The 23,518-nt window shown below is 48.7% G+C and carries 19 protein-coding genes; 9 read left to right on the forward strand and 10 right to left on the reverse strand.

The annotated features are described in order from the left end of the window. Window positions 1-35: 35 nt before the first annotated feature. Together BUB81_RS05525 and BUB81_RS05530 are read right to left on the reverse strand one after the other, a co-directional pair. On the reverse strand, window positions 36-1,121 hold the full coding sequence (locus BUB81_RS05525; RefSeq protein WP_073319532.1) for a glycosyltransferase: 1,086 nt from the start codon (window positions 1,119-1,121) through the stop codon (window positions 36-38). 154 nt (window positions 1,122-1,275) lie between these two features. Continuing rightward, on the reverse strand, window positions 1,276-2,433 hold the full coding sequence (locus BUB81_RS05530) for a glycosyltransferase family 4 protein (protein ID WP_073319535.1): 1,158 nt from the start codon (window positions 2,431-2,433) through the stop codon (window positions 1,276-1,278). A gap of 442 nt (window positions 2,434-2,875) precedes the next feature. Between BUB81_RS05530 and BUB81_RS05535 the strand changes: the two genes are divergently transcribed. From BUB81_RS05535 to BUB81_RS05545, 3 genes are read left to right on the forward strand one after another with little or no spacing between them, the layout of a single operon-like run. Next, window positions 2,876-4,111, forward strand: coding sequence for a TIGR03087 family PEP-CTERM/XrtA system glycosyltransferase (locus BUB81_RS05535; protein WP_073319538.1), 1,236 nt, complete (start codon window positions 2,876-2,878; stop codon window positions 4,109-4,111). Then, window positions 4,108-4,701 carry an acyltransferase gene (locus BUB81_RS05540; RefSeq protein ID WP_073319541.1) on the forward strand — a complete coding sequence of 198 codons (594 nt, stop codon included), beginning with the start codon at window positions 4,108-4,110 and terminating at the stop codon, window positions 4,699-4,701. Before BUB81_RS05535 ends, BUB81_RS05540 begins: the two co-directional genes overlap by 4 nt. A gap of 35 nt (window positions 4,702-4,736) precedes the next feature. Beyond that, a complete protein-coding gene (locus BUB81_RS05545) occupies window positions 4,737-5,798 on the forward strand; it encodes a NosD domain-containing protein (protein WP_073319544.1) in 1,062 nt (353 codons plus the stop codon). Between the two features lie 6 nt (window positions 5,799-5,804). Here the strand turns inward: BUB81_RS05545 and xrtA are convergent, their stop codons facing one another. The 3 genes from xrtA to BUB81_RS05560 are packed head-to-tail and all read right to left on the reverse strand — an operon-like array spanning window position 5,805 to window position 9,632. Continuing rightward, window positions 5,805-7,355, reverse strand: coding sequence for an exosortase A (xrtA, locus tag BUB81_RS05550; protein ID WP_084526257.1), 1,551 nt, complete (start codon window positions 7,353-7,355; stop codon window positions 5,805-5,807). 13 nt (window positions 7,356-7,368) lie between these two features. Then, entirely contained in the window at window positions 7,369-8,217 is an 849-nt protein-coding gene (locus BUB81_RS05555) for an XrtA system polysaccharide deacetylase (RefSeq protein WP_073319547.1), read from the reverse strand. Window positions 8,218-8,219: 2 nt separating this feature from the next. Next, complete coding sequence (locus BUB81_RS05560; RefSeq protein ID WP_073319550.1) at window positions 8,220-9,632, reverse strand: TIGR03013 family XrtA/PEP-CTERM system glycosyltransferase; 1,413 nt, start codon at window positions 9,630-9,632, stop codon at window positions 8,220-8,222. A gap of 216 nt (window positions 9,633-9,848) precedes the next feature. On the opposite strand from BUB81_RS05560, the gene BUB81_RS05565 reads away from it, so the two are divergent. Genes BUB81_RS05565 through BUB81_RS05580 form a run of 4 tightly spaced genes read left to right on the forward strand, consistent with a single transcriptional unit; the run spans window position 9,849 to window position 14,814 of the window. Next, window positions 9,849-10,481, forward strand: coding sequence for an XrtA/PEP-CTERM system exopolysaccharide export protein (locus tag BUB81_RS05565; protein WP_073319553.1), 633 nt, complete (start codon window positions 9,849-9,851; stop codon window positions 10,479-10,481). A gap of 49 nt (window positions 10,482-10,530) precedes the next feature. Further along, window positions 10,531-12,108, forward strand: coding sequence for an XrtA system polysaccharide chain length determinant (locus BUB81_RS05570; protein ID WP_073319556.1), 1,578 nt, complete (start codon window positions 10,531-10,533; stop codon window positions 12,106-12,108). Continuing rightward, complete coding sequence (locus tag BUB81_RS05575; protein ID WP_073319559.1) at window positions 12,108-13,121, forward strand: XrtA-associated tyrosine autokinase; 1,014 nt, start codon at window positions 12,108-12,110, stop codon at window positions 13,119-13,121. The genes BUB81_RS05570 and BUB81_RS05575 overlap by 1 nt, the downstream gene beginning before the upstream one ends. A gap of 19 nt (window positions 13,122-13,140) precedes the next feature. Next, window positions 13,141-14,814: a porin family protein gene (locus tag BUB81_RS05580; protein ID WP_073319562.1), complete on the forward strand. Its 1,674-nt coding sequence runs from the start codon at window positions 13,141-13,143 to the stop codon at window positions 14,812-14,814. An 83-nt stretch (window positions 14,815-14,897) separates the two neighbouring features. Here the strand turns inward: BUB81_RS05580 and BUB81_RS05585 are convergent, their stop codons facing one another. Continuing rightward, window positions 14,898-15,983 (reverse strand): XrtA/PEP-CTERM system-associated ATPase, encoded by a 1,086-nt coding sequence (locus tag BUB81_RS05585; protein WP_073319565.1) that lies wholly within the window; start codon window positions 15,981-15,983, stop codon window positions 14,898-14,900. A gap of 144 nt (window positions 15,984-16,127) precedes the next feature. Next, window positions 16,128-17,564 carry a bifunctional D-glycero-beta-D-manno-heptose-7-phosphate kinase/D-glycero-beta-D-manno-heptose 1-phosphate adenylyltransferase HldE gene (hldE, locus tag BUB81_RS05590; protein ID WP_073319568.1) on the reverse strand — a complete coding sequence of 479 codons (1,437 nt, stop codon included), beginning with the start codon at window positions 17,562-17,564 and terminating at the stop codon, window positions 16,128-16,130. Between the two features lie 64 nt (window positions 17,565-17,628). Between hldE and BUB81_RS05595 the strand changes: the two genes are divergently transcribed. Next, entirely contained in the window at window positions 17,629-17,958 is a 330-nt protein-coding gene (locus BUB81_RS05595) for a GIY-YIG nuclease family protein (protein WP_073319571.1), read from the forward strand. Here BUB81_RS05595 and BUB81_RS05600 read toward each other — a convergent pair. Further along, window positions 17,921-18,835 (reverse strand): DUF350 domain-containing protein, encoded by a 915-nt coding sequence (locus tag BUB81_RS05600; RefSeq protein ID WP_073319574.1) that lies wholly within the window; start codon window positions 18,833-18,835, stop codon window positions 17,921-17,923. The genes BUB81_RS05595 and BUB81_RS05600 overlap by 38 nt on opposite strands. A gap of 103 nt (window positions 18,836-18,938) precedes the next feature. Here BUB81_RS05600 and glnE point away from each other — a divergent pair, with 103 nt between their 5' ends. Next, a complete protein-coding gene (gene glnE, locus BUB81_RS05605; RefSeq protein ID WP_073319577.1) occupies window positions 18,939-21,842 on the forward strand; it encodes a bifunctional [glutamate--ammonia ligase]-adenylyl-L-tyrosine phosphorylase/[glutamate--ammonia-ligase] adenylyltransferase in 2,904 nt (967 codons plus the stop codon). 34 nt (window positions 21,843-21,876) lie between these two features. Here glnE and BUB81_RS05610 read toward each other — a convergent pair whose 3' ends face one another. Further along, window positions 21,877-22,491: a TcpQ domain-containing protein gene (locus tag BUB81_RS05610; protein ID WP_073319582.1), complete on the reverse strand. Its 615-nt coding sequence runs from the start codon at window positions 22,489-22,491 to the stop codon at window positions 21,877-21,879. A 76-nt stretch (window positions 22,492-22,567) separates the two neighbouring features. Beyond that, window positions 22,568-23,500: an LpxL/LpxP family Kdo(2)-lipid IV(A) lauroyl/palmitoleoyl acyltransferase gene (gene lpxL, locus BUB81_RS05615; RefSeq protein WP_073319585.1), complete on the reverse strand. Its 933-nt coding sequence runs from the start codon at window positions 23,498-23,500 to the stop codon at window positions 22,568-22,570. Window positions 23,501-23,518: the final 18 nt, after the last annotated feature.

The raw sequence follows: 23,518 nt of genomic DNA on the forward strand, positions 1-23,518 counted from the left end.
GACGTTTTCTGCAGCCTTTAAACGAACCTATCACACTACGCATGCTGTTGGCGAAGAGAAGCAAAATACGCTTCCTCGCCAATCATTTGTTTTAATGCCTCAATCGACTGCTTAGCGGCGACAGACAGGGTTAGCCTAAGCGCCTCGTCGTTCAATAAGGTTACGATTTTAGCTGCCATTGCTGAAGTATCGTGCTCATCTACTACAAAACCGGTCTCACCATCCTGAATGAGATCGGCTATCCCCTGATGTCGCGTGCTAACGACAGGTAGCCCGCCCAGCATTGCTTCTGATACAGACACGGGTGTCCCCTCCCGGTCTCCATCGCTACTGACAACCGAATGCTGAACATATATCGTGGCTTCTTGCATTAAGGTAGCTACGTCATCGTGAGATTTCGCACCGAGAAAACGAACATTTGGTATAGCTAAATCGTCACACAAGCTCTTACAAACGGGTAACAGCGGACCATCACCTACCATGGTCAAAGACGCGTCAGGGCATTGCTGAAGTACTTTCTGAAACGCAAGCAATGTCAGCCACGGGGCCTTCTTCTCTACAAATCGTCCTACGGTAAGTAGATGCTGCCCGCTATTCTGATACTGATGATTGCTAAAACCGTTGTAAGGCAGGCACGGCAGGTACTTAATTTTGTCCGGGTTACACCCTAGCGAGACTAACTGCTCTGTCATTGAAGTACTGACTGAAATAACTGACTTGGCGAACGTAAACAAGCGGGCATATTTGTCTTTGTAGTGGTCAATGACATCGTATTTAAATGCATCATAACCATGGAAGTGAACAATCAGGTCGATGCCCAGCTTTTCACAGGCATTCATGGCGCCCACGCCAATCGGCCCAAACTCGGCAAAGCAGCAAGTGACGTTCTGCGATTTCAATAAATGAGCCAGCGTATAGTCGTAGTAGTCATTCGCTATACCCAGGACTTTTTTAGCCCGGTAAGCCAGCTTATGAGTAATAGAGGGCTCAAACCCATCCATCCTGAACGGCGTACTGCCACCGTGGATAACAATACAATTTTCACCCAACATATCGATATGGCGGCGCACAAAGGTTTCGCTAACCTGATTATTGGAAGCTACCAGTACGGCAACTGTCATGACTTACCCCGTTATTAATTCAAATCTGACCGGATACAAGCCAGCCTGAGTTTACCGATTTATACCATATCATAACTGTACATTATTCAAACGGTTATAGCTGTTTTTTCCAACAGTTGTTGCCAGTACCACTGTGTAGGGGCAATGTCTGTAATTAGTCGGCAATGGTGTTAAAGATTTGCTCAGCGCGTCTGGCCGCATTCTCCCAGTCGAATTGACTGACTGCGTGCTCGCGTCCCGCCCGACCATATTCATTCGCTAGCGCAGGGGATTGTAGGAAGCTCGCTACGGCACTGGCCAACGCTTCAGGTTTAGTTGCATCTACGATTTTACCCGTTTGCTCGGCTATCAATGTTTCTTTGGTGCCGCCGGAGTCGCCGGCAATCACCGGTTTCGCGCAAGCTTGCGCTTCTACCAGTACCATGCCAAACCCTTCGATATCCTGTCCTTCTGTGCGGTTTGGCAAAATAAACACATCGCAGTGCTGATAGCACTTAATCATGGTGTCATCGTCACAGGCAGTGAGGATGTCTACATGCGCTTGCACCCCAAGTCGCTCGACCGTATCCCTCAATAACTGCTCACATTCGCCATGACCTATAACCACATAGTGCGCTTGCGGACATACTGATAACACCTGAGGCATCGCCTCGATCATCTTGTCCTGCCCTTTGCGCGCCTGCAGACGCCCAACGGTGACAATTAGCTGCTTATTTTGCCAGCCCATTTTAGCCAGAAATCCGGTATCAGGCTGTGCTAATGGAACAAACTTGTTGGTATCTGCGCCTGGGTGCATCACCACCACTTTTGACATCACACTGTTATCTACTCGCTCAACGATGCCAGCGCTATTGTGACTGTTACAAATTATTTTTGCCGCGCTTCGCATAACCATTTTCGTGAGACTATTTAACTCACGTGACAATGCACTGGCTTCCAGGTCCTCGCCATGTACGTAACAAGCATAGGGAACACCCAGCGTTTTGTTGATAAAAAACGCCATGAGCCCCTCTGGTAATACACGGCCACAATGTATCATTTCAATCTTGTTTGCTTTTACCAGCTTGCGAAGCCGGCGATAGCTACGATAGTAGTATTTGAGCCCTTCCAGACTGGCCAGTCCCCATTGCGGGCTATATAAAGGCATGCGGGTTATGGGCAGATCAGACTGCGCATCGAACGCTTCAACATCCGGTTGCTCGTCTGCAACGACCAGATAATTATCACCTAAACGGGAATAGAGCTCCCAAAACCATCGGCCACTTCCACCCGACGCAGGTGGAAAATTCTGACTGAGCACCAGGGTTTTCAATGTGAACTCCAGTTATGTCTTTAATTTGTACAGAAATATAACAGCAGAATACCCGCGCCCCCTCCGGCTGTAAACAGGAATTGCCGAAGAAACCCATATTCACAGCAGGTCTTTACCTATTGGCAAGTTGGCCTGATAAACACATTACAACCTGATGATTAAATAGCATTTATTAGGAAAACACTGGTTTCTGTACGCAGTGAGCCAATTCCATCGCTTCAAACAGCCCTAATAGCAAGTGGAGTAACAGCAAATTCGCCGTGAAAATCGCGATTCAACCAGGGAGATTTATTCGACAGCAGGCAGGTAAAGGTATCGGTTATTTAACCACGCGAGTTTTTCGTAAGATGAAGAATTATCGGAAAATATTGCGCCTTTTTATTCACAATAAAGCGTAATACACTAACGTTACTGTTCGAGTGCGACACAACAAGGATTTCTTTTGCATTGCCTTTATTTAGCTCAGCGTGTGCCCTTTCCCCCTAACAAAGGTGAGAAACTACGCTCGTTCCATCAGATAAACTTTTTACGGCAACAAGGCATTGCTATTTCTGTTGCAGCCCCTGTTGAAAACGATGATGAACTCCCTTACTTTGACCAGTTGCGTGACCAGTATGGTTGTCAGGTTTATCACGCCGCACTGGGCAATAAACTCGCCCGTTACGGCTTGGGTTTTCTTGGCAACGCATCAATGAGTGAAGCCCACTTTTACAGCAGGGCGCTGCAAACGCAAATCGATGACGTGCTGGCAGGTGGCGATATAGACGCCATTGTGTGCACGGCATCCAGCATGGCAAACTACGTCTTTCGCTCGCATGTCCTTAAGACGAGCGCCGTCAAGCCAACACTGATCATGGACTTTATGGACATGGACTCGAACAAGTGGGATCAATACACAAACGCCGCACGTTTTCCCATGAGCTGGGTTTACCGGCGTGAGGCTGCCTGTGTAAGACGATTAGAAAAGCGTGTGGGTAATACCTTCGATGCCTGCTTCTTCGTCGCTGAACCAGAAACAGCCCTGTTTAAAACAGAAAACCCGGCAATAAAAGCCAATGTAGTAACCATTGGCAACGGCATTGATCCAACTGAGTTTCACCCTGCCGACACGCCGGCAGCCGTCGACGTCCCCAGGCTACTATTCGCTGGCGTAATGGACTATGCGCCCAATGTCGATGCCATGATGTGGTTCTATCGGCATGTATGGCCAGCGGTAGTCTCCGCATGGCCTCAGGCTACCTTAACCATTGCGGGTATGAACCCAGCACCGGAAATTCGTCAGCTTGCCGAGCAGCCCGGTATAACGGTAACCGGATTTGTTGATGATATTTTGCCGTATTTCCATGAGAGTAACCTGTTTGTTGCGCCTTTCCGCATCGCTCGCGGTATTCAGAATAAGATTTTACAAGCCTTTGCTTGTGGGTTACCGGTCGTCGCGACATCAATGGGGGCTGAAGGCATTGTTTACCAGGACGGTGAAAGCATACATATCGGCGATACACCCGAGGCGATGCTGAACGCCATTGAAACATTAATGTCGTCACCGGCACATTATCAGGCAGTCAGGCAATCCGCATTGGACACCATTGCCGCACATTACTCCTGGCAGGGCAAGTTACAGTCACTGTTATCGCTACTGCCTGACAACCAAAAAGAAAAAGAGGTGCAGGCCGAATGAAGTCGTTAATTAAGTCGGTCATACGGCTGGTCTTTCTATTACTGGCCTTCCCTTTTTGGGTTGGTTTTACGCTGCAATCAATACTCATGGGCAAAGATCAGGCCACCACTAGTTGGTCGCAAATGGTTAGCCTGTTTCCCGGCTTGATAGGCGTGTATTTACGCGCCGCTTTCTATCGCCTGGTACTTAATAACACCAGCCAAAATACCGTCATCGGATTTGGTACGTTGTTCTCTCAGCACGACACACATATCAGTGACGGCGTTTATATTGGCCCGCAATGCAATATTGGCAAATGCCGTATCCAGGCAAATTGTTTACTCGGCAGTGGTGTGCATATTATGAGTGGCAAAGGGCAACACAATTTCTCTGATCCTGACACACCACTCCGGGAACAAGGCGGTACATTTACTCAGGTAGAGATTGGTGAAGACTCCTGGTTGGGCAACGGCGCTTTAGTCATGGCAAATGTCGGAAAAAAATGTGTTGTCGCTGCTGGTAGCGTGGTTATTTCTGATGTCCCGGATTACGCCATTGTAGGGGGCAACCCAGCTAAAGTTCTGGGAAGCCGCAAGCCAAAAGACACATGATAATGTTAAAGCGATGGTTCCTAGTTGTCGTCTGTATGCTGATGTTAAACAGCATGCATACTGTTGCGGCAGAAGCTAAGCGCCATATTACGGTTGAAAGTAGTGAACAACTCTATGCGGCTATTCACGAAGCCAATCGAGTAGGCGGCAACACCACCATACAGCTGCGTCGCGGTCTATACGCGATTCACCGCCCGATTGTGGTCACCGCACCGGGGATCACTTTGCAATCGGAATCGCTTAATGCGAAGGACGTAGTCTTGCGCGGTCCGGGAATGAAACAAACAGGCCAGGTGTTCAGCCTGCTACGCGTGAATGCACCTCATTTTAGTTTTATTGGTTTAACTGCAGAACAAGCGCCGAATCACATTATTCAGGTAGCGGGTGAAAACAATGCAGATTATTTCCACTTGTCGCGTTCTGTGCTACGCGACAGCTATGAGCAATTATTAAAGGTCAGCCATCGGCCTGGACAGCCGGAGGCTGCTGACTTCGGAGTCGTTGAGTATAGCACCTTCGCTTATTCAGCAGGTATTGGCCCACAATATTATATTGGCGGCATTGACCTGCACTTGGGACAACACTGGCACATCCGACACAATCAGTTTTACGGGATTGCCAGCCCCGCCAAGCGCGTAGCTGAACACGCTATCCATCTTTGGTATAGCAGCGGACATATTACTGTGGAAGACAACATCATTGTAAACAGTGATCGTGGCATTGGCTTTGGCATGGCCAATAAGGGGAACCAAGGTGGGGTGATAAAAGATAACTGGATAATACACGCTGACAATGGCCACCCTTATGCAGATGCGGGTATCACGCTGGAAAGTTCGCCCGATACCATTGTAAGCGGTAACTGGGTTCTGCAATATCACAGCTATCCCAACAGTATTGAATACCGATTTCCAGCAACTCAGCGTGTAGAAATCACTAACAATACCACGAACAAACGTATACGGCGCCGTAACGGTGGTGGCGCCACCGTCACAAACAACCACAATGCTGATAAGTTAACGCCCTTACAAGTGTCGACGCTTATTGAACGCTTTCCGCCTGAATACCGGCCAGCCGTCAGAGCGGCAATAGCGCAATAGCTTTGCTTATTGCCCTAATCTCACATCATCACTTAACGACGCGTACTGTTTTTCAATAAACGCACTTAGCTGGGCCTGTTGACGGGCTAATTCACGTCGCTCCACTTCCATTGAAAGTGCAACAACACCGCCATGAGCTGGCTCACCCGACAACGTCTTCGCAATCTGTGCAATTTTGGTTTCACGCTGGTTAGCATAGACAGACTGGTTAAGCACAAACCAATAAGCCATCAAGCGCAACTGCCCGCTCGGAGAAGAAATAAGCTCCATACTATAGGGCTTGTCTAACGCGTCTATTTTTATATCTTCGACCTTGGTCCAGTTGTCCTGGTCGTAAAACCGATTGATTGAACTGATCAACTCCCCTTGCCCTGCGGCGTAGAAAGCCTGATAAATCGTGATCTCAGCACTGGCATCTGCGTCCATCAACAAATAACGCTCTGCGGTCGCACGGCGATATTTCACCTGCCACGGCAAACGCATTGACGCATCATCAACGACGTCCTCAGTCGCGCGGTTGAAGGTATATGCCTTGTTTAACGCCTCAGGCAGTGCCGATTGGATAAACTGAAACCACACTGTAGACAGCACCATGACTGCGGAAAAACCCGCTAATCCGGCTTTACCGTATGCCGAAATTGCCTGGCCACTGTGTTGCTCAACTCTCTCATTCGAGTCTGCAATGTCGTCAGCCGTCGATTTAGGCGCGCGCTCACGAATAAACTCACCTAATGCCAATAAGCAAATGATTACAAAAGCAAAGAAAAACCAACCGTATATCAGATGATCGGCACCTACCGCGTATTTCATATCGGACATATGTGCGATCATGATAATGCCGTAAACCCGCACAATATTCGCCGCAACGGGAAAGACGATAGACAACAATACAAACGACGCCCTGCGCCAGGGTGCCTGCATATTCAAATAAGCGTACAAACTACCGATAACCAGAGAAGCTATAAAAAAGCTGATACCAGAACAGGCTTCTGCAACCAGGAAACGGCCTTTAGGAATCTCAATATACAATCCACTGCGAAAGACCGGCACGCCACTGAGCTCCAGCAACTGTACGGAGAACGTTGCCGCTATTTGCTGTAAGAGGGGGACAAGTTCCTCGCCAATTGGAATACAAAATAAAATAAATACAAGGGGAAACAAAATGGTTCTGGCAGCTTTCGTTCCCAGTACAAACCAGTACAACACCGGAAGGAGTGTGAACATAGCCGCATGCATGAAGATTTGGACATCCCCGGCTAAGCCGACAGCGTACAAGGCGACAAGGGGAGCGATAAAAATCAACGTCCACATACTGGGCTTAATCGGGGTGTTCAGTAATGCGTCGCGCTTCAGATAGATAAGGTAAAAGGCCCCAGGCAACACGAACATACAATGGTTAAAGATGTCCGAGCCATACCAAATGGCAACCGCTGAGACCAATCCCTTGTGAAAGACCAGTGCCCAGGCGGCCAGAACAACCAGCATAAGCACAGTAACAGCGGAAAATGTAAGACGGACCGGATAGGCGCCACTGCCTGTGACTGATTGCTCCTGCATACTACTGCTACCCTTATTTGAGCTCGTAAGCGTCGGCCATGGTACCCCAGCGGTAATCACTGAGCAGGCGTTTGAGTTTACCTTCCATGCGCCCAAGATTGATGTAATGTCGAATCTTAGACTTCAGCGGCGCATTGGCTATTTTAGGCTGACCCGGGTCAATTTCCCATGGGTGGAAATAAAAACTGTACGGCGCTGTTTCACTTTGCATAAAAGCTTGAATGCGCTTGCGTGACAGCCAATACGGATACAACCGGAAATAACCGCCGCCACCAATACCAACGTTTTTATCGTTTTTGACTATTGTTGGAATTGGAATTTCCGTTATTCCTTCCGGACGCTGATATTTAAAGCGAGGCCACTCTGGTACGCCGTATAAGTCATGCGAGATCGGATAGGTACTGGAGGAATATTCAAAACCCAGTTCAACCAGGACTTCGTAAATCCATTGATTATCATCGTTGACGGAAAAGCTGGGAGCACGGTAGCCCTTTACCGCAACACCGCCCGCATCCTCCAGGATGGCTTTGCTGGTCTTCACATCGTCGATAAATTCATCGCGTGTCATTGTGGTCGCCCGGCGGTGATTTAATCCGTGGCTCGCCAGTTCATGGCCTTCTTCCACAATGCGTTTAATGAGCGTTGGGCAGCGCTGTGCGACCCATCCCAATGTAAAAAACGTAGACTTGGCATTATGCTCTGCAAAAACATCCAACAACCGGTGCGTATTTTCTTCTACACGCAGCGGAATTGACGACCAGTCAGAGGGTTTAAGCACTGACTCAAACGCAGAGACCTGAAAATAGTCCTCAACGTCAACTGTCATTGCATTCAGGCGGTTATCCAACACAGGCATATTCATTATTACCTGCCTTTTCCAAACAACACGATTTCAACAGTCCTTATCAAAATCAGAATATCCAGTAATAAGCTTTGATGCTTAACGTAATACAGGTCGAACTTCAATTTCTCCATTGAATCTTCAACACTCGCCCCGTAGGGGTAATTTAGCTGTGCCCACCCGGCCAAACCAGGCTTAACGTTGTGCCGCTGATTGTAATAAGGAACTTCTTTGACCAGTTGCTCAACAAACTCCGGACGCTCCGGGCGCGGACCGATAAAAGACATCTCGCCACGGAATACATTAATCAACTGCGGCAGTTCATCAATCCGGTATTTTCGAATAAAGTGGCCAATACGCGTTACCCGATCGTCGTTTTTCGATGCCCACTTCGCGCCGTCTTTTTCCGCATCCGGCCGCATACTTCTGAACTTAATTATTTTAAACAACCGGCCGTTTTGCCCTACCCGCTCCTGCTTGTAAAACACCGATGTGCCGGTTCTACGACCATCATCGAGATAGATGATCAACGCAGTAATTAGCATAAATGGCCAGGCGAAAATCAGCACAAACAAGGCCAGGACCGCATTGACACTGTAGTCCAGTGCATCACGCAGGTAATTCTGAGAATGGAAACCGTTAGAATAAATGACCCAACTCGGGTACATCAGATTAACGGCAATCTGACCCGTTTCCCGCTCCATAAAGTCAAGCAGGTCGGTTACTTCTATGCCGCGTAAACGGCAATCGAACAAGGTTTCTATAGGCAGTGTGCCTCGGCGCTGGTCACACGCTATCACAATCTCTTCTATATCGTTTTCAACCACGAAGTTGCGCAGATTCTCGTCCACTTTTACGTGAATGATTTTTTCGTTTTTAATCCCGTCCTCGCGGTTATCACCAGGCACAGGTACAAAACCGAGTAATTCAAAGCCCAAGCGATCTACGTCACGACGCATGCGCTTTTCGATGATCGAGGCTCTTTCACCCGCTCCCAGTACCATCAGGCGGACCCTACCCAGACCAAGTAGCCCCAATCGATTAGTGAAATAACGGAAAAACACCAACGCAATAATATTCAGACAAATTGCGGTGGGTAAATAATAGGAATGCATGTCCAGACTGGAAAACAGCGTACCGGTCAGCACTTCAACAATAAAATAACTGATACCTAAACTAACAAAGATACGCCGAATTATCCCGCGGAAGGTCTCCCGCAGTTTGGCTTCGTACAGACCAACAGATAGAGAACAAAGTAATACAGCTAATGTAACCAGGAAAATATTGATGGTTAAATTTTCAATCCCCGGCTCAGCAATCAAATCTAACTGGACCAGAATAAAACTCGTGATGTACCCCACATACGAAACAAGTAACGCTTCCGTGATTACTAACGCATTGGAGCGCTTATTTTGTCTGTTTTTTGCAACTGCCATATTGTCTTTTACTAAGTCTGTTGAGTGCCGCACTACCTGCGTTTGGGATTTATCATATGACAATTTTTGCGATTGAGATAGACTAATTGCACACTATCGCTTTATATTAGTAATTAAAATTAAATTAACAGGCGCATTTCCTGCCCTGAAAAATAAAAAATCAGACAGGTAATAGTCGTCACTGGACTTGATTTAGTACGCACAGGATAGAGAAGCATGGATAAGGTAAACACCAGGTTATTAATCGTTGCAGCTGCACTGGGGACTTTACTGACGGGATGTAGTGGCACTAGTAACCTGCCTCAGGCAACTACCCGTCCTTCATTGACAACGGATGTTAACGACTACAAATATCTCATAGGTCCAGGCGATAGTCTGACTATATTCGTTTGGCGTAACCCTGAAATTTCAGGCAGCTTTATTGTTCGCCCTGACGGCAAGGTAACCACTGCGCTGGTAGAAGATTTGGATGTGTCCGGCCGTACGCCGACCATGTTAGCCCGTGAAATCGAAGAAAAACTGGCGACCTACATCAACAACCCTCGCGTGACAGTAAGCGTAAATGGCTTCTCTGGCCCATTGAGCGAGCAGGTACGTGTAATTGGTGAAGCAACAAACCCGCGCGCAATAAACTACACCGAGCACATGACCTTGCTCGACCTCATGATTGCTGTGGGTGGTCTGACTGAATTTGCTGACGGAAACGACGCCAAACTCATCCGTGTCGTAGACGGCCGTCAAACTACATTCAAAATTGCCATTGAAGACTTAATCAGCGACGGTGATATCAGTAAAAATGTCGATATGCTGCCTGGCGACATCGTCATCATTCCTGAAGCCTGGTTCTAGAAACGAAATGTTTCTTTTTAAGTCTTTCGAGCGGTAAACGGACAAAAACATGCAGGAATTGCAACAAACAATAGAAATGATCCTCGATTATATTCGGGGAATCTGGCTAAAAAAACGCTACATCATGCTGTGCTCATGGCTAATTTGCCCGGTTGGATTCGGTTACATTGCTATGATGCCCGATGTATACAAATCGGAAGCCGTAGTCTTCGTAGATACGCGCTCAATGCTTCAGCCGTTGCTGAGTGGTCTCGCGATCCAAACCAACCCTCAGCAAGAAATCGCCATGATGGCGCAAACGTTATTAAGCCGTTCAAATGTTGAAATCATCGCGCGGGAATCCGACCTTGATATCACGGTGAACAACGCGGATGCTTACAGCAGGCTGATTACTAATTTGAGTAACAGTATCAAGCTAAATCGCACCGGCCGTAACAATATCTACACCATTTCCTACTCAAATAAAGATCCTGAATTAGCCAAGCGCGTCGTTCAGGAAACCCTGGACTTGTTTGTAGAAGGCAGTTTGGGTAATAACCGCCGTGATACTGACACCGCCAGTCGTTTCCTTGAAGAGCAAATTGCCGAATACGAAACCCGACTGATTGAAGCTGAACAACGTTTAGCTGACTTCCAGCGCAGATACAATGACATCCTGCCAGTGCAAGGTTCGTTTTATTCTAATCTTCAGGGTGTAACTCGCGAGCTTGAAGCAACTAAGTTACAAATCAGAGAACTCGAGCAACAGGTTACCTCGTTAAAGGGCCAGCTCAGCAGCGGCAAGCTGTCTGACGGATTCGGCGTAAGACAAGGTTCATCCGATGCGCCTGTTATTACAACGCGTTACGATGAGCGTATCAAAACGCTGGAAGAACAAATTGATCAGCTTCGCTTACGTTTTACCGACAAACACCCTGATGTTATTGAAGCGCAAAGCCTGCTCGCCTCACTTGAAAAATCCAGACAAGAAGAAATCCAGGCCTTCTTTAGCGAAGCGGGTGATGAAGAAGACACTGCAAACCTGAGTCCACTGGCAACCGAAATCAAACTGGAAATCAGTCGCGTAGAAGGACAAATCGCATCGCTGAAAGTGCGCGAAACAGACTACAACGCGAAGATTCAGGAACTAAAAAATAAAATCGATTTGGTACCGCAGATTGAAGCTGAATCAACGGCGCTCAATCGTGATTACGGTATTACCAAGCAAAAATACGAAGAGTTGTTGCAGCGCAAAGAAGCCGCAGAACTGTCTCGTCGGGCAGATGTCTCGTCTGAGGAATTACAATTCCGTACTATCGAACCGCCACTGGTACCTGACCAGCCAACGGGTCCGAAACGCCTGATGTTCTACACAGGTATTTTAATTATGGGCTTCGGTGTCGGTATTGGTCTGGCATTTCTGATCAGTCAACTTCGTCCAGTTTTGGTTCGAGGCAGTCAGTTAACCAAGCTAACGTCGTTCCCTGTACTTGGTGCTGTGACTCACCTTAACCTTAAACAAATCCAAAGAAAAAATCGTTTCAGAGTGTTTGTCTTCATCCTGTCATCGGGCGCCATTGTGTCCATGTACGCTGTGTTAGTCGCCGCTGAAATTGCCCACGTTAATTTAGTAGAGAGGTTCTTATAATGGGTAACAGCATTGAAAAAGCCTTGCAAAAGCAACAAGAAGCGGCAGCGAAACGCAAAGCGGAGCAAGCTCAGGCAGCAGCAGAGCAGCCTGAAGCCCCCAAAGCATCGACAATAGAACGAACACTTGAAAAGCAAGCTCAACAGACGCCGGCTCCAGCGAGTCAGGTAGAAACCGCGCCAGCTGTGCCGCCGGTTACAGAGACACCTAGCGCGCCTGTGACTCCGCCCACCAGCAGCGCTTCTGAATCAGCACCTCCATCGCCGGAAGTAAAAACACTGACTCTGGACCTTGAAAGTCTGGACGAACGCGGCTTTGTATCAGTAAGCAATGCACGGAAGCTGATTAACGAGGAATACCGTGAAATTAAGCGCAAGTTGCTTAAAAACGCGTTTGGCGCATTGTCCAAAACACTGAACAACAGCAACATCATCATGGTGAGCAGTGCCAGACCGTCTGAGGGTAAGACGTTTACCGCAATAAACCTTGCCTTGAGTATTGCATCTGAGCAAGACAAAACCGTGTTATTGGTTGATGCAGACGTATTGAAACCCAATGTGACGCGCACACTCCGCGTTGACCATCAGGATGGTCTGATGGAGTATCTGCTCGACGAAGACAAAGACATTGCTGATGTACTGTATCGTACTAATGTCGACAAATTACGTATTATCCCAGCGGGCCAGACTCACCACCTTTCAACCGAACTGCTTGCCAGTGAAAGGATGGCGTATACCATTGACGAGTTCTCAAATCGGTATCCCGACCGTATTGTAATTATTGATACTCCACCTTTGATCGGTATTAATGAGTCAGCAATTCTGGCGAGTTTTGCAGGACAAGCCGTAATAGTTACGGAAGAAGGCAGAACAAAGCTCAACGATATCAACTCGATTGTCGATCGATTAAACCCGGACATGGCCGTCGGATTTGTCGTGAATAAAGCCGTTAATGAAAGCGCCGAAAATGGTAACTACTATGGTTACTATTATGGCAGCGAACCTCGTGATTAATCAGCGATAAGGATAGCTTGTGAAAAGGATTGAGCAGTTTCGCCCGGCACTTATCGCAACCTTGTGTGCAGCTGTATTCAGTACGGCTGCCGTTGCTGATGTGCAAATTACCGGATCCGTTAATTCGTCACTTGTGCATCAATCTCTGGATTCTTCAGACGATACACCTGGTCGCTACGAAGACAGAGACACCCTGCAAATATCACCCACTGTGGTGGCCAGTTATCTCAGTAAAAAACTCAATGCTAATGTGTCTGCTACCCATCTGTATCAACGGTTTGAACTGGATGCAGGCAGTCGCTCCGACAGTTTCACCGAGTTTAATTACAACGGCACATTGAGCGTTATTGACAGTGTCTTTCAGATTTTTGCTCAGGGCTCACAGGGTTATCAATCCGTCCGCCCGGGTACTTATACCTCGTCGGATTTTTTGCTGAATAATCAGGACCTGACGAAAACCACTACGCACAGTATTGGCGCTGCGCTAGCCGTAGCTCGCAACGATTTTGTAGATGCGAATATCACAGGGCGATATTATCAGGCCCGCAGTGACGCATCACTTACCGAGGATGAGCAGGATCCGCAAAATGCGGGTATCGACTCGAATGGGACATCAGCCACGCTGACCCTGAATAATGGCGACTGGTTTCGCAATGCCTATTGGAATGCCAGCGCCAATTACCGCGAAATTGACCGACAGGACTTTGGCATGTTCGAATCCCTGTCTGCTAACGGTCAGGTTGGCTATAACCTGTATGGTGATTTTGGCCTGGTGTTAACCGCAACCCATGAAGAGTTTGAAACTGACGGACAGTTGTCTGGCGGGTTTGGCCTGTTCAGCGGCCAGTTTCAGCGCTTTAATACCTATGGCGCTGGGTTAAATTACCGCCCGGCAGCGGGACGATTCTTTACGGTAACCGCTAATAAAATATCCACCGACGGCAACGATGACGGCGAAACCTTTGTTGGTGTATCAACCCAATGGCAGTTTTCACCACGTACCAGTATTGCGGGTGACTACGGACGCCGTTATTACGGCGACGCTGGTAGCTTCACGTTTAACTACGGCACCCGGGCGGCCAGAGCATCGGTGTCATACCAGGAAAGCACAACAACCTACTCCAGCCTGTTGTTTGATTTTGCCGATGCCGGCACATTTGTTTGCCCTGCCGGCGCCGTAGATATTATCGACTGTTTCCAGCCCGATACGCTTGACTATGAATTACAGCCGGGAGAACAGACAGTCCAGTTCTCCGAGGTCATTACGGAAGTCACTGAGCAAGTAGTATTACGTCGTCAATTGAGCTCTACCTTCGGGTTCCAAAAGCGTAAGTTACGCGTGTCGTTTGACGCTCGCTACATTGACACAACCTACAGCGAAAATGACCGCCAGCAAATCCAGAAAGTACTGGGCGTGAATGCCAGCCTGCAAGCTGGCGCCAGAAGTAACCTGTATGCCAGAGCCCAGTATTCGATTTTCGATACTGAGTTAAATGGTGTTGACGGCGAGTCGGATAATTCAGTTTATACCCTTGGCTTGCGCAATCAGTTGTCCAGAGGGTTATCGGTAAACGCGGAAATTCGCTACCTGGACAGTGAAGACAACCGTGATATTTCGACACCGTCATTTACGATCAACGAAACGCGCATCACTCTGGGCCTGACATACCGAATGCAGTCTAACCGGCGTTAGACCTGGCAACTCACTAAAAAAGCAAAAAGGCCCTATCGGGCCTTTTTCAATTTACGTTAGATTGCTGTATTTACCACACAACATTAATCATCAGACTTCAACCTGACATAAGTACGGTACTTCTTCTTCAGTAACTTATCGATGTACTGGGTGAGTTTTATCTTGTGGCTAATAGCGTCATCAAGCGCATCCACTAGTTCACCTAGCATGGCCTTGTAGTATTCAGCGTCCTTCACTTCATTGCCATTCGGCGTGATTAAGCGCTGTGGCTTGCCTGACTGAGCGTTCTCGTTGTTTGTAGGCTCTGCTTGCTCTTCAGCAACTTCCGGCTCCTCTGGTGCTGCTGGTGTGTCAGGCACAAACATTTCTTCGCGAACTTCATCGATAACCGCGTCTACCGCCGTTTCATCGAGAACCTCAAGTTCCTCTAAAAATCCGTAAAGCAGAATACGGTCCATCAGCGTATTTATTTTTCTGGGTACACCACGGGTAAATTTATAAATGTGCTCGTAGGCCTCAGCAGAGAAAAGCTGTGTCCCGTTCCAACCCGCGTGTTGCAGGCGGTATTCAATGTAGGACTGTACTTCTTCCAGGGTCAATGGCGCAAGGTGACAGGAGGCGACAATACGCTGGCGAAACTGCTCCATGTTGGGTGCGCGCAGAATAGGCTGTAACTCTTCCTGCCCCAACAGGAAACTTTGTAACAAGGGTTTGCCTGCCTGTTGGAAGTTAGACAGCATGCGCAGTTCTTCAATGGTTTCCAGCGGCAGGTTCTGCGCTTCATCCACCAACAACAGTGCCCGACGACCTTGTGTGCTGAGAGCAAATAAGAAATTTTCCAGGTCCTTTAAAATATCCGCTTTGGTTTTACCGGCCACATCAATTTCAAACTTCGCAGCAACCATTTTAACCAATTCATCGGGAGACAATTTCGGCGTTACAATTTGGGCCGCCACGATGTCGTCTTCAATATCGGCCAACAAACTGTTTGCTATGGTTGTTTTCCCGGTACCAATGTCACCGGTTATCACGATAAATCCTTCAGCCTGCGACAATCCGTATTGCAGGTAAGACATGGCCCGTTTGTGCCACTTACTGGCGAAAAAGAAAGCCGGGTCCGGAGTCAGCTGAAACGGCTTTGAGTTAAGTCCATAATAACTTTCGTACATTGATTGCTACTACCGCTAGTGTTTCATGAGGCGCGTTTGCGCGATTTTGTTAAGCTTATCCTAAAGCTGCCACTTGTGCATTATCTCAACGATGAATTTCACCGTTTACAATGAAACAGGGGCGATTACTCTCGCCCCTGATGTTTATTGCTGTTGAAAGCTTTGCCGCTTCACAATGGTATCAATAATGCCGGTTGTAGAGACGCCCTCTTCAAAGTGCAGTACTTCCACTGAACCGCCATTGTCCATCACCGCCTTACCACCGGCAATCTCTTCAACTTTATAGTCACCGCCTTTTACCAGAACATCAGGCAATAATCGGCTAATCAAGCGTTCCGGTGTGTCCTCGCTAAACGGCACTACCCAATCAACCGCACTGAGTCCTGCAAGGACAGCCATACGGCGCTGAACGTTGTTTACCGGTCGACCAGGGCCCTTCAGCGCCTGTACAGACGCATCGGTATTGACAGCAACAATTAATCTGTCGCCCAACCGCCCTGCAGCATCGAGGTACGAAACATGTCCGGCGTGCAAAATATCAAAGCACCCGTTGGTCATAACAATCCGCTCACCACGACGCTTCGCCGCTTCAATAGCCAGCACCAGTTGCTCTTCGCTCATCACCCCGCCGTCTGGATGGGACTGCTGACCCGCAGCAACCGCTAGTTCGGTGGTCGATACCGTTGAAGTACCCAACTTGCCTACCACAATGCTTGCTGCCAAATTAGCCAGTACACACGACTGTTGCAGCGTCTCGCCCGCGGCCATACAAGCTGCGAGAGTCGAAATGACGGTATCACCAGCACCCGTGACGTCATACACTTCTTTGGCTTTTGCTGGTAAATGGAATTCAGGCTGTTGCGGCTGGAACAACGTCATGCCTTGTTCTGAGCGTGTCACCAACAACGCGTCCAGAGACAGGCTTTCACACAGAGCACCTGACTTCTCTACCAGTTGGGTTTCGCTGTCTACTTCCCCAACCACGGCACTAAGCTCAGCCAAGTTTGGCGTGATCAATGTCGCCTGTCGGTATTTGCTAAAATCACTGCCTTTCGGATCCACTACAACAGGTTTACCCTTGGCGATGGCTAACTGAATCAACGCCTGAGGATCACTGAGGGTGCCTTTGGCATAATCAGACAGAATCACCAGGTCACAGCTGTCGAGCTGCGCCGCAAAGGCTTCAACCAGCGCCGATTTATCGACACTGGCAAAGGACTTTTCAAAATCCATTCGCAATAATTGCTGGTTGCGACTCATTACCCTTAACTTGGTGATGGTATCGAACTGTTCACAAGGCGTGAAAAAACATTCAATGCCATAGCCGGTTAAACGGGTTTGCAGAATATTGGCGTTGTCATCCTGCCCTACCAGACCCAACAAGGAGACCGATGCGCCTAACGAAGCCAGGTTTATAGCTACGTTTGCAGCGCCACCCGGGCGGTCTTCAATATCATTAATATTAACAACCGGTACCGGTGCTTCAGGGGATACACGCGCAGTCGCGCCTGTCCAGTAACGGTCCAGCATTACGTCGCCCGCGACCAGAATACGAATTTGGCTAAAATCAGGAAGTGTCATTTTTGTCTATTTAGTTACACTAGTGCCGGCAGTATAACAGCGAAAGGTAGTGTAGAGCCAATTCATGACAGTTTGGTATGTGTATATAATTAGCACCGCGCAGGGCGTATTGTACACGGGTATTACGAACAACCCGGCCAGGCGCATTCGTCAGCACAGTGGCCTTATCAAAGGCGGCGCCAAAGCGCTGAGAGGAAAAGGCCCGTTGCAATTTGAATGCGTTTTTGAAGTCGCAAACAAATCCGTCGCGCTGCAGTTGGAGGCCTGGATAAAACGCCACTCCAGAGCCGCTAAACAGCAGCTCATTCAACGCACTTTGCAACCACCGGTAGAGAACAGCCTACTTACTGCAGAAGCTATCCGGCAGATGAATTCAGCACTCCGCTCACAATAAGCGCCATGCCTACGCTCAGTGTTAACTCTACGGCAGCGACGCCCACGTTGTGCTGCTGGTCAACTTCCTGTTGATAATTCACGCCTCCAAGCAGCATTTTCTTACTAAAGGCCACCAGCAACCACAACAGCAGTGCCAGTGCGATACTGGTAACCAGCCAGCCAGTCACATTGCTAACATAGCCCTCCGGGCTGTAGCGCAGGAACTGCCCGGCAGATGACACAACCAACGCCACGCCAAGTAGGTTGCCAGCATGTTGAACGGCTAACGCAAGCTGGCCTGTTTCAAGTGCACTTTGAAATGAGTGGTTTTGGTTTTGTAGCGCGTAGCGCAGTTCATAGATACGGGTCATGATCAATAAAATGGTAAGGACCACCAAAAAACCGGTAACAATCGCGATGATGGCATTTAAGTCGCTACCGTCCACCCATTCCATCATGCTTCTGAGAATAATCGCACTGGCGACCACACTTGAGGCATCAACCAGTGCAACACTGACACTGCGGTCACTGATTTTGTATTGTGTATCAACCGCATCCAGCACAATTTTGTCGTGCGCAAAACGGCCGAATTTCACCAGTACAATACCCACAAAGCCAAACATCAACATACCCAGTGCAGCACTTTCATAGCCTTGCCCAACATGGCGTCCAACCACAGAGCTAAGCACGATACACAGTGACAACATGCCGCCGGCAATACTGATACCAAAAGCAAAATTATCTTTAACGCCCAATTCATCACTAACGGAAACGCTGGTACGGGTGCGATTGGTCCACTTCATAATCAGCAAAAGCAACAAAGCCAGAGCCACGTCAATCAGTACGTACACCCACAAATCATGGGGTAACGGCACTAACTTAACCAGAGTTTCCATGTTCTACCTCAATGTCATACAGGAATTTGGTATTAGGATGCTGGAGCCTGAAAGGGGATTGTGCCAGACTGCAGCCATCAATTGGCGATTATCCTAAGTGATTATGAGTACAGAGAAAACCCAAATTCCGATTATTCAGGAAAATGTCGAGCGCCGCTGGCAAAGTATCCTCGCCGCCAGCGAACAATTTCCACAGTTTTCAGACTACCAGGACGATATCAAACAGATTCTGGCATTGAGCCCTTTCGTCGGTGAACTGATTGCTACTCAGCCTAAGGTGCTGGCAGAGATTCTTGAACATCAGTGGCATATCCATGCTGACGCCGCCTCGCTGTGTACTTTGCTGGCTGAGCAATTGGAAAACGTAGAGAGTGAACCCAATTTGCTGGCTGCTCTTCGCCAGTTCAGACAAACACATATGGCCGCCCTCGCCTGGCGCGATCTCACTCATCGCCAAACGATAGAAACGTCACTTTCGCAGGTAAGTCAGCTCGCCGATGCCTTAATAATGGGCGCCTATCATTGGTTATACGCAAATCTTTGTGAACGTCATGGCACACCGCAAGGTCCGTTTGGACCACAGCCGATGCTGGTGTTGGGGATGGGCAAACTGGGTGGACACGAGCTGAATTTCTCGAGTGATATCGACCTGATTTTCGCTTACCCACTCAAAGGCGAGACCGATCACCCTCGCAAACCACTTGAGAATCAACCTTTCTTTACCAAGCTGGCCCAGAAGCTAATTGCCGCCCTGAACAAGATCACCGTGCATGGTCAGGTTTTTCGGGTTGATATGCGCTTGCGCCCATTTGGTGAAAGTGGCCCATTGGTGGCGCATTTCGGTGCCCTGGAAGATTACTATCAGGACCAGGGACGTCAGTGGGAACGCTACGCCATGATCAAGGCGCGTATTCTGAACCCTTCCTGCCGCTACACCGAGCAACTGGAAAGCATACTGCAGCCATTTATTTACCGCAGGTATCTCGATTTCACCACCCTTGACGCCATTCGGGATATGAAACAACTGATCAACAAGGAGCTGCGCCGGCGTCAGTTGCACAACAATATCAAGCTCGGCCCCGGTGGTATTCGCGAGGTAGAGTTCTTTGCTCAGAGTTTCCAGTTAATTCACGGTGGCCGTGAGGCTCGCTTACAGTCGCGTCAGCTGATCCACGTTTTGCATCAGTTGGTTGAACTTCAGCTTATTGAACAAGACGATATCGACACGCTGATTACAGACTATTACTTTTTACGCAAAGCCGAGCACACCCTGCAACAGTTTAACGATCAGCAAACCCAGTTATTGCCGGATGAGCCCTGGCCTCAACATGTGCTAACACAGGTTATGGGGTTTGAGGACTACGCATCCTTCCTGGCGGAGCTGGAGCAAGTCATGGGGCGTATCCATGCTCAGTTTAACCAGTTAGTCGCCGAACCCGGCGACGAGGCCCAACAGCACGACTCATTGTTTACCCGTTGTAAAGACGCCTGGGTAGTCACGATGACCGACGTCGAGTTCAGCCAGCTTTTTGAGACAGAACTGGCGCCTGATAATGCACGCATACTGTTCGACCAGCTATCAGACTTTCGCCAGAGTTTGTCGCGCCACCGGATTGGCCAGAAAGGCGAAGATACACTGGCGAAACTGATCCCCGAACTGTTGTATTTTATGCTGCAACAATGCCCGGGAGACACTGTGATACTGTTTCCGCGGTTATGCAGTGTGATCAGCGCTATTACGGGCCGAACAACCTACCTGGACTTGCTGCACGAAAACCCCAATGTACTGAAACAACTTATAAAACTGTGCGCCCGCAGCGAGTGGATCACCGAGCAAATACGTAGCTTCCCGCTTTTGCTGGACGAATTACTCACGCCCCTTTACTTGCAGCAACAGCAAACCGATATCACGCTGTGTTTTGCCGAATACAATGATGAACTTCGCCAGGCGTTACTGCGCGTTGAACCCGATGATATTGAACAACTCATGGAACAGTGGCGACAATTCAAGCTCAGTCAGCAGTTGCGTATTGCGGCGAGCGATATCTCCGGTTCGTTACCTGTTGCCAAAGTCAGCGACAAACTCACTGCGTTAGCAGAGGTCATGCTGCACGCCGTGCTCAATTCAGCCTGGGGGCAGGTAACCGAAAAATTCGGTGCGCCGGGCCATCTGCAGGAAGGGGAATTTGGCTTCCTGATCATCGGTTACGGTAAACTCGGCGGTTATGAACTCGGTTATGGCTCAGATCTGGATTTAGTGTTTTTACACAATGCGCCACAAGACAGCATAACGAACGGTAAAAAAGCAATCTCAGCGCAACAATTTTATATTAAGTTATCGCAACGCATCATGCATTTGCTCAACACCAAAACCATGGCCGGTCAGCTCTATGAAACAGACCTGCGACTGCGTCCATCAGGCAATTCCGGGCTACTGTGTTGTCATGAGAATGGCTTTGCTCACTACCAGGAAAATGAAGCCTGGACCTGGGAACACCAGGCGCTGGTGAGAGCCAGGAGCATCGTTGGCGATACCGCCCTACACGACAGTTTTATGCGGATTCGCCAGACCATTCTCCAGCGCCAGCGAACTTTACCTGCGCTTGTAGAAGACGTTGTTTCGATGCGGGAAAAAATGCGTCAGCACTTGTTGGATACTAAGGCCGACGGCCTGGATTTGAAACAATGTGAGGGCGGCATTACTGACATTGAGTTTATGACGCAGTTTTGGGTATTGGGTTACGCCCACCAATTCCCGGCATTGGTAAAATGGACTGACAATTTGAGGATCATTGATACCGTAGCCGACGTTGGACTATTGTCACCTGAACAGGCGGAAACACTACAGAGTGCCTACCTTACCTTGCGTGATCATTACCATCAGCTGACGCTATCAGGTGTTAAACTGGCTAGCCAAACCGATGTGCTCAATGAAATACGTCAGCAGGTCTCCGCGTTATGGCAGTCTTGCCTCGGCGATAAACGCACTGCGGATAACAAGGAATAAACAGACCAGCGCAATAGAGAACATTGCGCTGAATTTAACCGTTTACCCGGCTGCAATTTTCCGTCAGGTACTCAGTAACGGTTTCAGTGACCACCAGGGAACGTTGTTTGGGACAAACAAAAGTCGCCACTTTACCCTCAAAGTTACTGTCTATGGCACTGGCTATTTTAGCCAGTGAACCGGCAATGGTATTGTCCATCTGAAATTGGTGTTTGATCACGAAATCCTGATTGAGATCCCAGATAACCTGCATCCCTTCCTGCTCCGCGTAAGACGAGATTGCTTCGCGCAGGGTATTGCCGGCTTTGAACGTACGGAATTTGTACTCGCCAACCCAGCGACCCTCAGCAGGTTTCAGGTCACTTGACATGGATTGCAGTTGGTCGTCCAGACTTTGCTCAGAAGGTGTAATATCCAGCACCATGTCAGCGCCTTCACTTTTAACCGGGTCGTTGGCCGACATTCTGAAGTCGCGATAAAAATCTGACAGCCCTTTCGCGACTGAGCGTTCAGCCGGCGCATCGACCGGCGTCGGCGCACTGGTATTCCCCAGCTGCAAATATATAACCACAGCCGCAATAATCACCACAGCCAGCGCCAGGCTTAAATGTTTGGCCCAAAAGACCGCAGAAGATGGTTGTCTTTTCATGCGTTACTACCTCTGTGCATGCCTTTTAATGAAAACGACATAGCTTTACTGTATGACACTTTTGTGGCTTTCGCATTCAGTCTTTGTACAAAGATGGCGCCTCCGGGTCAGGGCGCGTCTTGAAACGCTTATGCATCCACAGGTAACTGTCTGGTTGCTCATCGATAATGGTTTCAATTTTAGCATTTAACAGCGTCAAACCGGCCTCATCATCCAGCTCTTTTAATGCCATCAACGGTGGATAAAACTTCACCTTATACCCTGTATCGGTATATTGCGAGGTAACCATTAGCGGAATACTGTCGGTCCGACGAATGAACATTAGCGTCGCCGTGGTAGTCGCCGTCTCTTTTACCCCGTAAAACGGCACAAAAATACTCTGGTTGCGGCCGTAATCCTGATCCGGCAAATACAGACACAGCTCGCCTTCATCAAGCGCAGCCAGCAATGCGCGGGCATTTCGTTTGTGGATCATATATTTGTTAGAGCGTGCCCGGCCCCGGTACTGCAGGTAATCCATCAATGGGTTATTGTGTTTTCGATAAAACGCTACGCTCGGGTAGCTAAGTCCCAATACCCGGCAGGCGAATTCCAGGTTCATGTTGTGCAGCGCCATACCAAACACGCCTTTGTGTTGCGCCAATACCGCTTTGGCGTGCTCAAGACCTTCTACTTCGCCGTGCTTACGCACGCGCCAATCTGGCCACCACCAGCCCATTGCCGTTTCAAACAGTCCCATGCCAGCCCGATACAGATTATCCTTAACCAGTTTGTCCTGTTCAGCCTGTGATAAATTCGGGAAACACAATGAGATATTTTTGCGCGCTACTTTCACCCGGCTTTTTGCTAGTGCACCTAACAGCACACCGGCCCCCCGGCCTAGCACTCGTATCACCGGGAATGGCAACCATGTTACAATGTACAGAAGACTCATACTGATCCAAACCGGCCAGAATTTTGGTCCTAAAAACGCTAACTTAAACTTGGGAGGCGTAATTGCTACAGACAAAAGCGTAGAATCCTATTT

It is taken from the genome of Marisediminitalea aggregata (assembly GCF_900129565.1).
Classification (GTDB): Bacteria; Pseudomonadota; Gammaproteobacteria; order Enterobacterales; family Alteromonadaceae; genus Alteromonas; species Alteromonas aggregata.

Excerpts from the sequence above, each read along its gene's own strand:
- BUB81_RS05525 (WP_073319532.1), bottom strand. The coding sequence starts at position 1,121 with ATGACAGTTGCCGTACTGGTAGCTTCCAATAATCAGGTTAGCGAAACC.
- BUB81_RS05540 (WP_073319541.1), top strand. The coding sequence starts at position 4,108 with ATGAAGTCGTTAATTAAGTCGGTCATACGGCTGGTCTTTCTATTACTG.
- BUB81_RS05545 (WP_073319544.1), top strand. The coding sequence starts at position 4,737 with ATGCTGATGTTAAACAGCATGCATACTGTTGCGGCAGAAGCTAAGCGC.
- xrtA (WP_084526257.1), bottom strand. The coding sequence starts at position 7,355 with ATGCAGGAGCAATCAGTCACAGGCAGTGGCGCCTATCCGGTCCGTCTT.
- BUB81_RS05555 (WP_073319547.1), bottom strand. The coding sequence starts at position 8,217 with ATGAATATGCCTGTGTTGGATAACCGCCTGAATGCAATGACAGTTGAC.
- BUB81_RS05560 (WP_073319550.1), bottom strand. The coding sequence starts at position 9,632 with ATGGCAGTTGCAAAAAACAGACAAAATAAGCGCTCCAATGCGTTAGTA.
- BUB81_RS05565 (WP_073319553.1), top strand. The coding sequence starts at position 9,849 with ATGGATAAGGTAAACACCAGGTTATTAATCGTTGCAGCTGCACTGGGG.
- BUB81_RS05570 (WP_073319556.1), top strand. The coding sequence starts at position 10,531 with ATGCAGGAATTGCAACAAACAATAGAAATGATCCTCGATTATATTCGG.
- BUB81_RS05575 (WP_073319559.1), top strand. The coding sequence starts at position 12,108 with ATGGGTAACAGCATTGAAAAAGCCTTGCAAAAGCAACAAGAAGCGGCA.
- BUB81_RS05585 (WP_073319565.1), bottom strand. The coding sequence starts at position 15,983 with ATGTACGAAAGTTATTATGGACTTAACTCAAAGCCGTTTCAGCTGACT.
- hldE (WP_073319568.1), bottom strand. The coding sequence starts at position 17,564 with ATGACACTTCCTGATTTTAGCCAAATTCGTATTCTGGTCGCGGGCGAC.
- BUB81_RS05595 (WP_073319571.1), top strand. The coding sequence starts at position 17,629 with ATGACAGTTTGGTATGTGTATATAATTAGCACCGCGCAGGGCGTATTG.
- BUB81_RS05600 (WP_073319574.1), bottom strand. The coding sequence starts at position 18,835 with ATGGAAACTCTGGTTAAGTTAGTGCCGTTACCCCATGATTTGTGGGTG.
- glnE (WP_073319577.1), top strand. The coding sequence starts at position 18,939 with ATGAGTACAGAGAAAACCCAAATTCCGATTATTCAGGAAAATGTCGAG.
- BUB81_RS05610 (WP_073319582.1), bottom strand. The coding sequence starts at position 22,491 with ATGAAAAGACAACCATCTTCTGCGGTCTTTTGGGCCAAACATTTAAGC.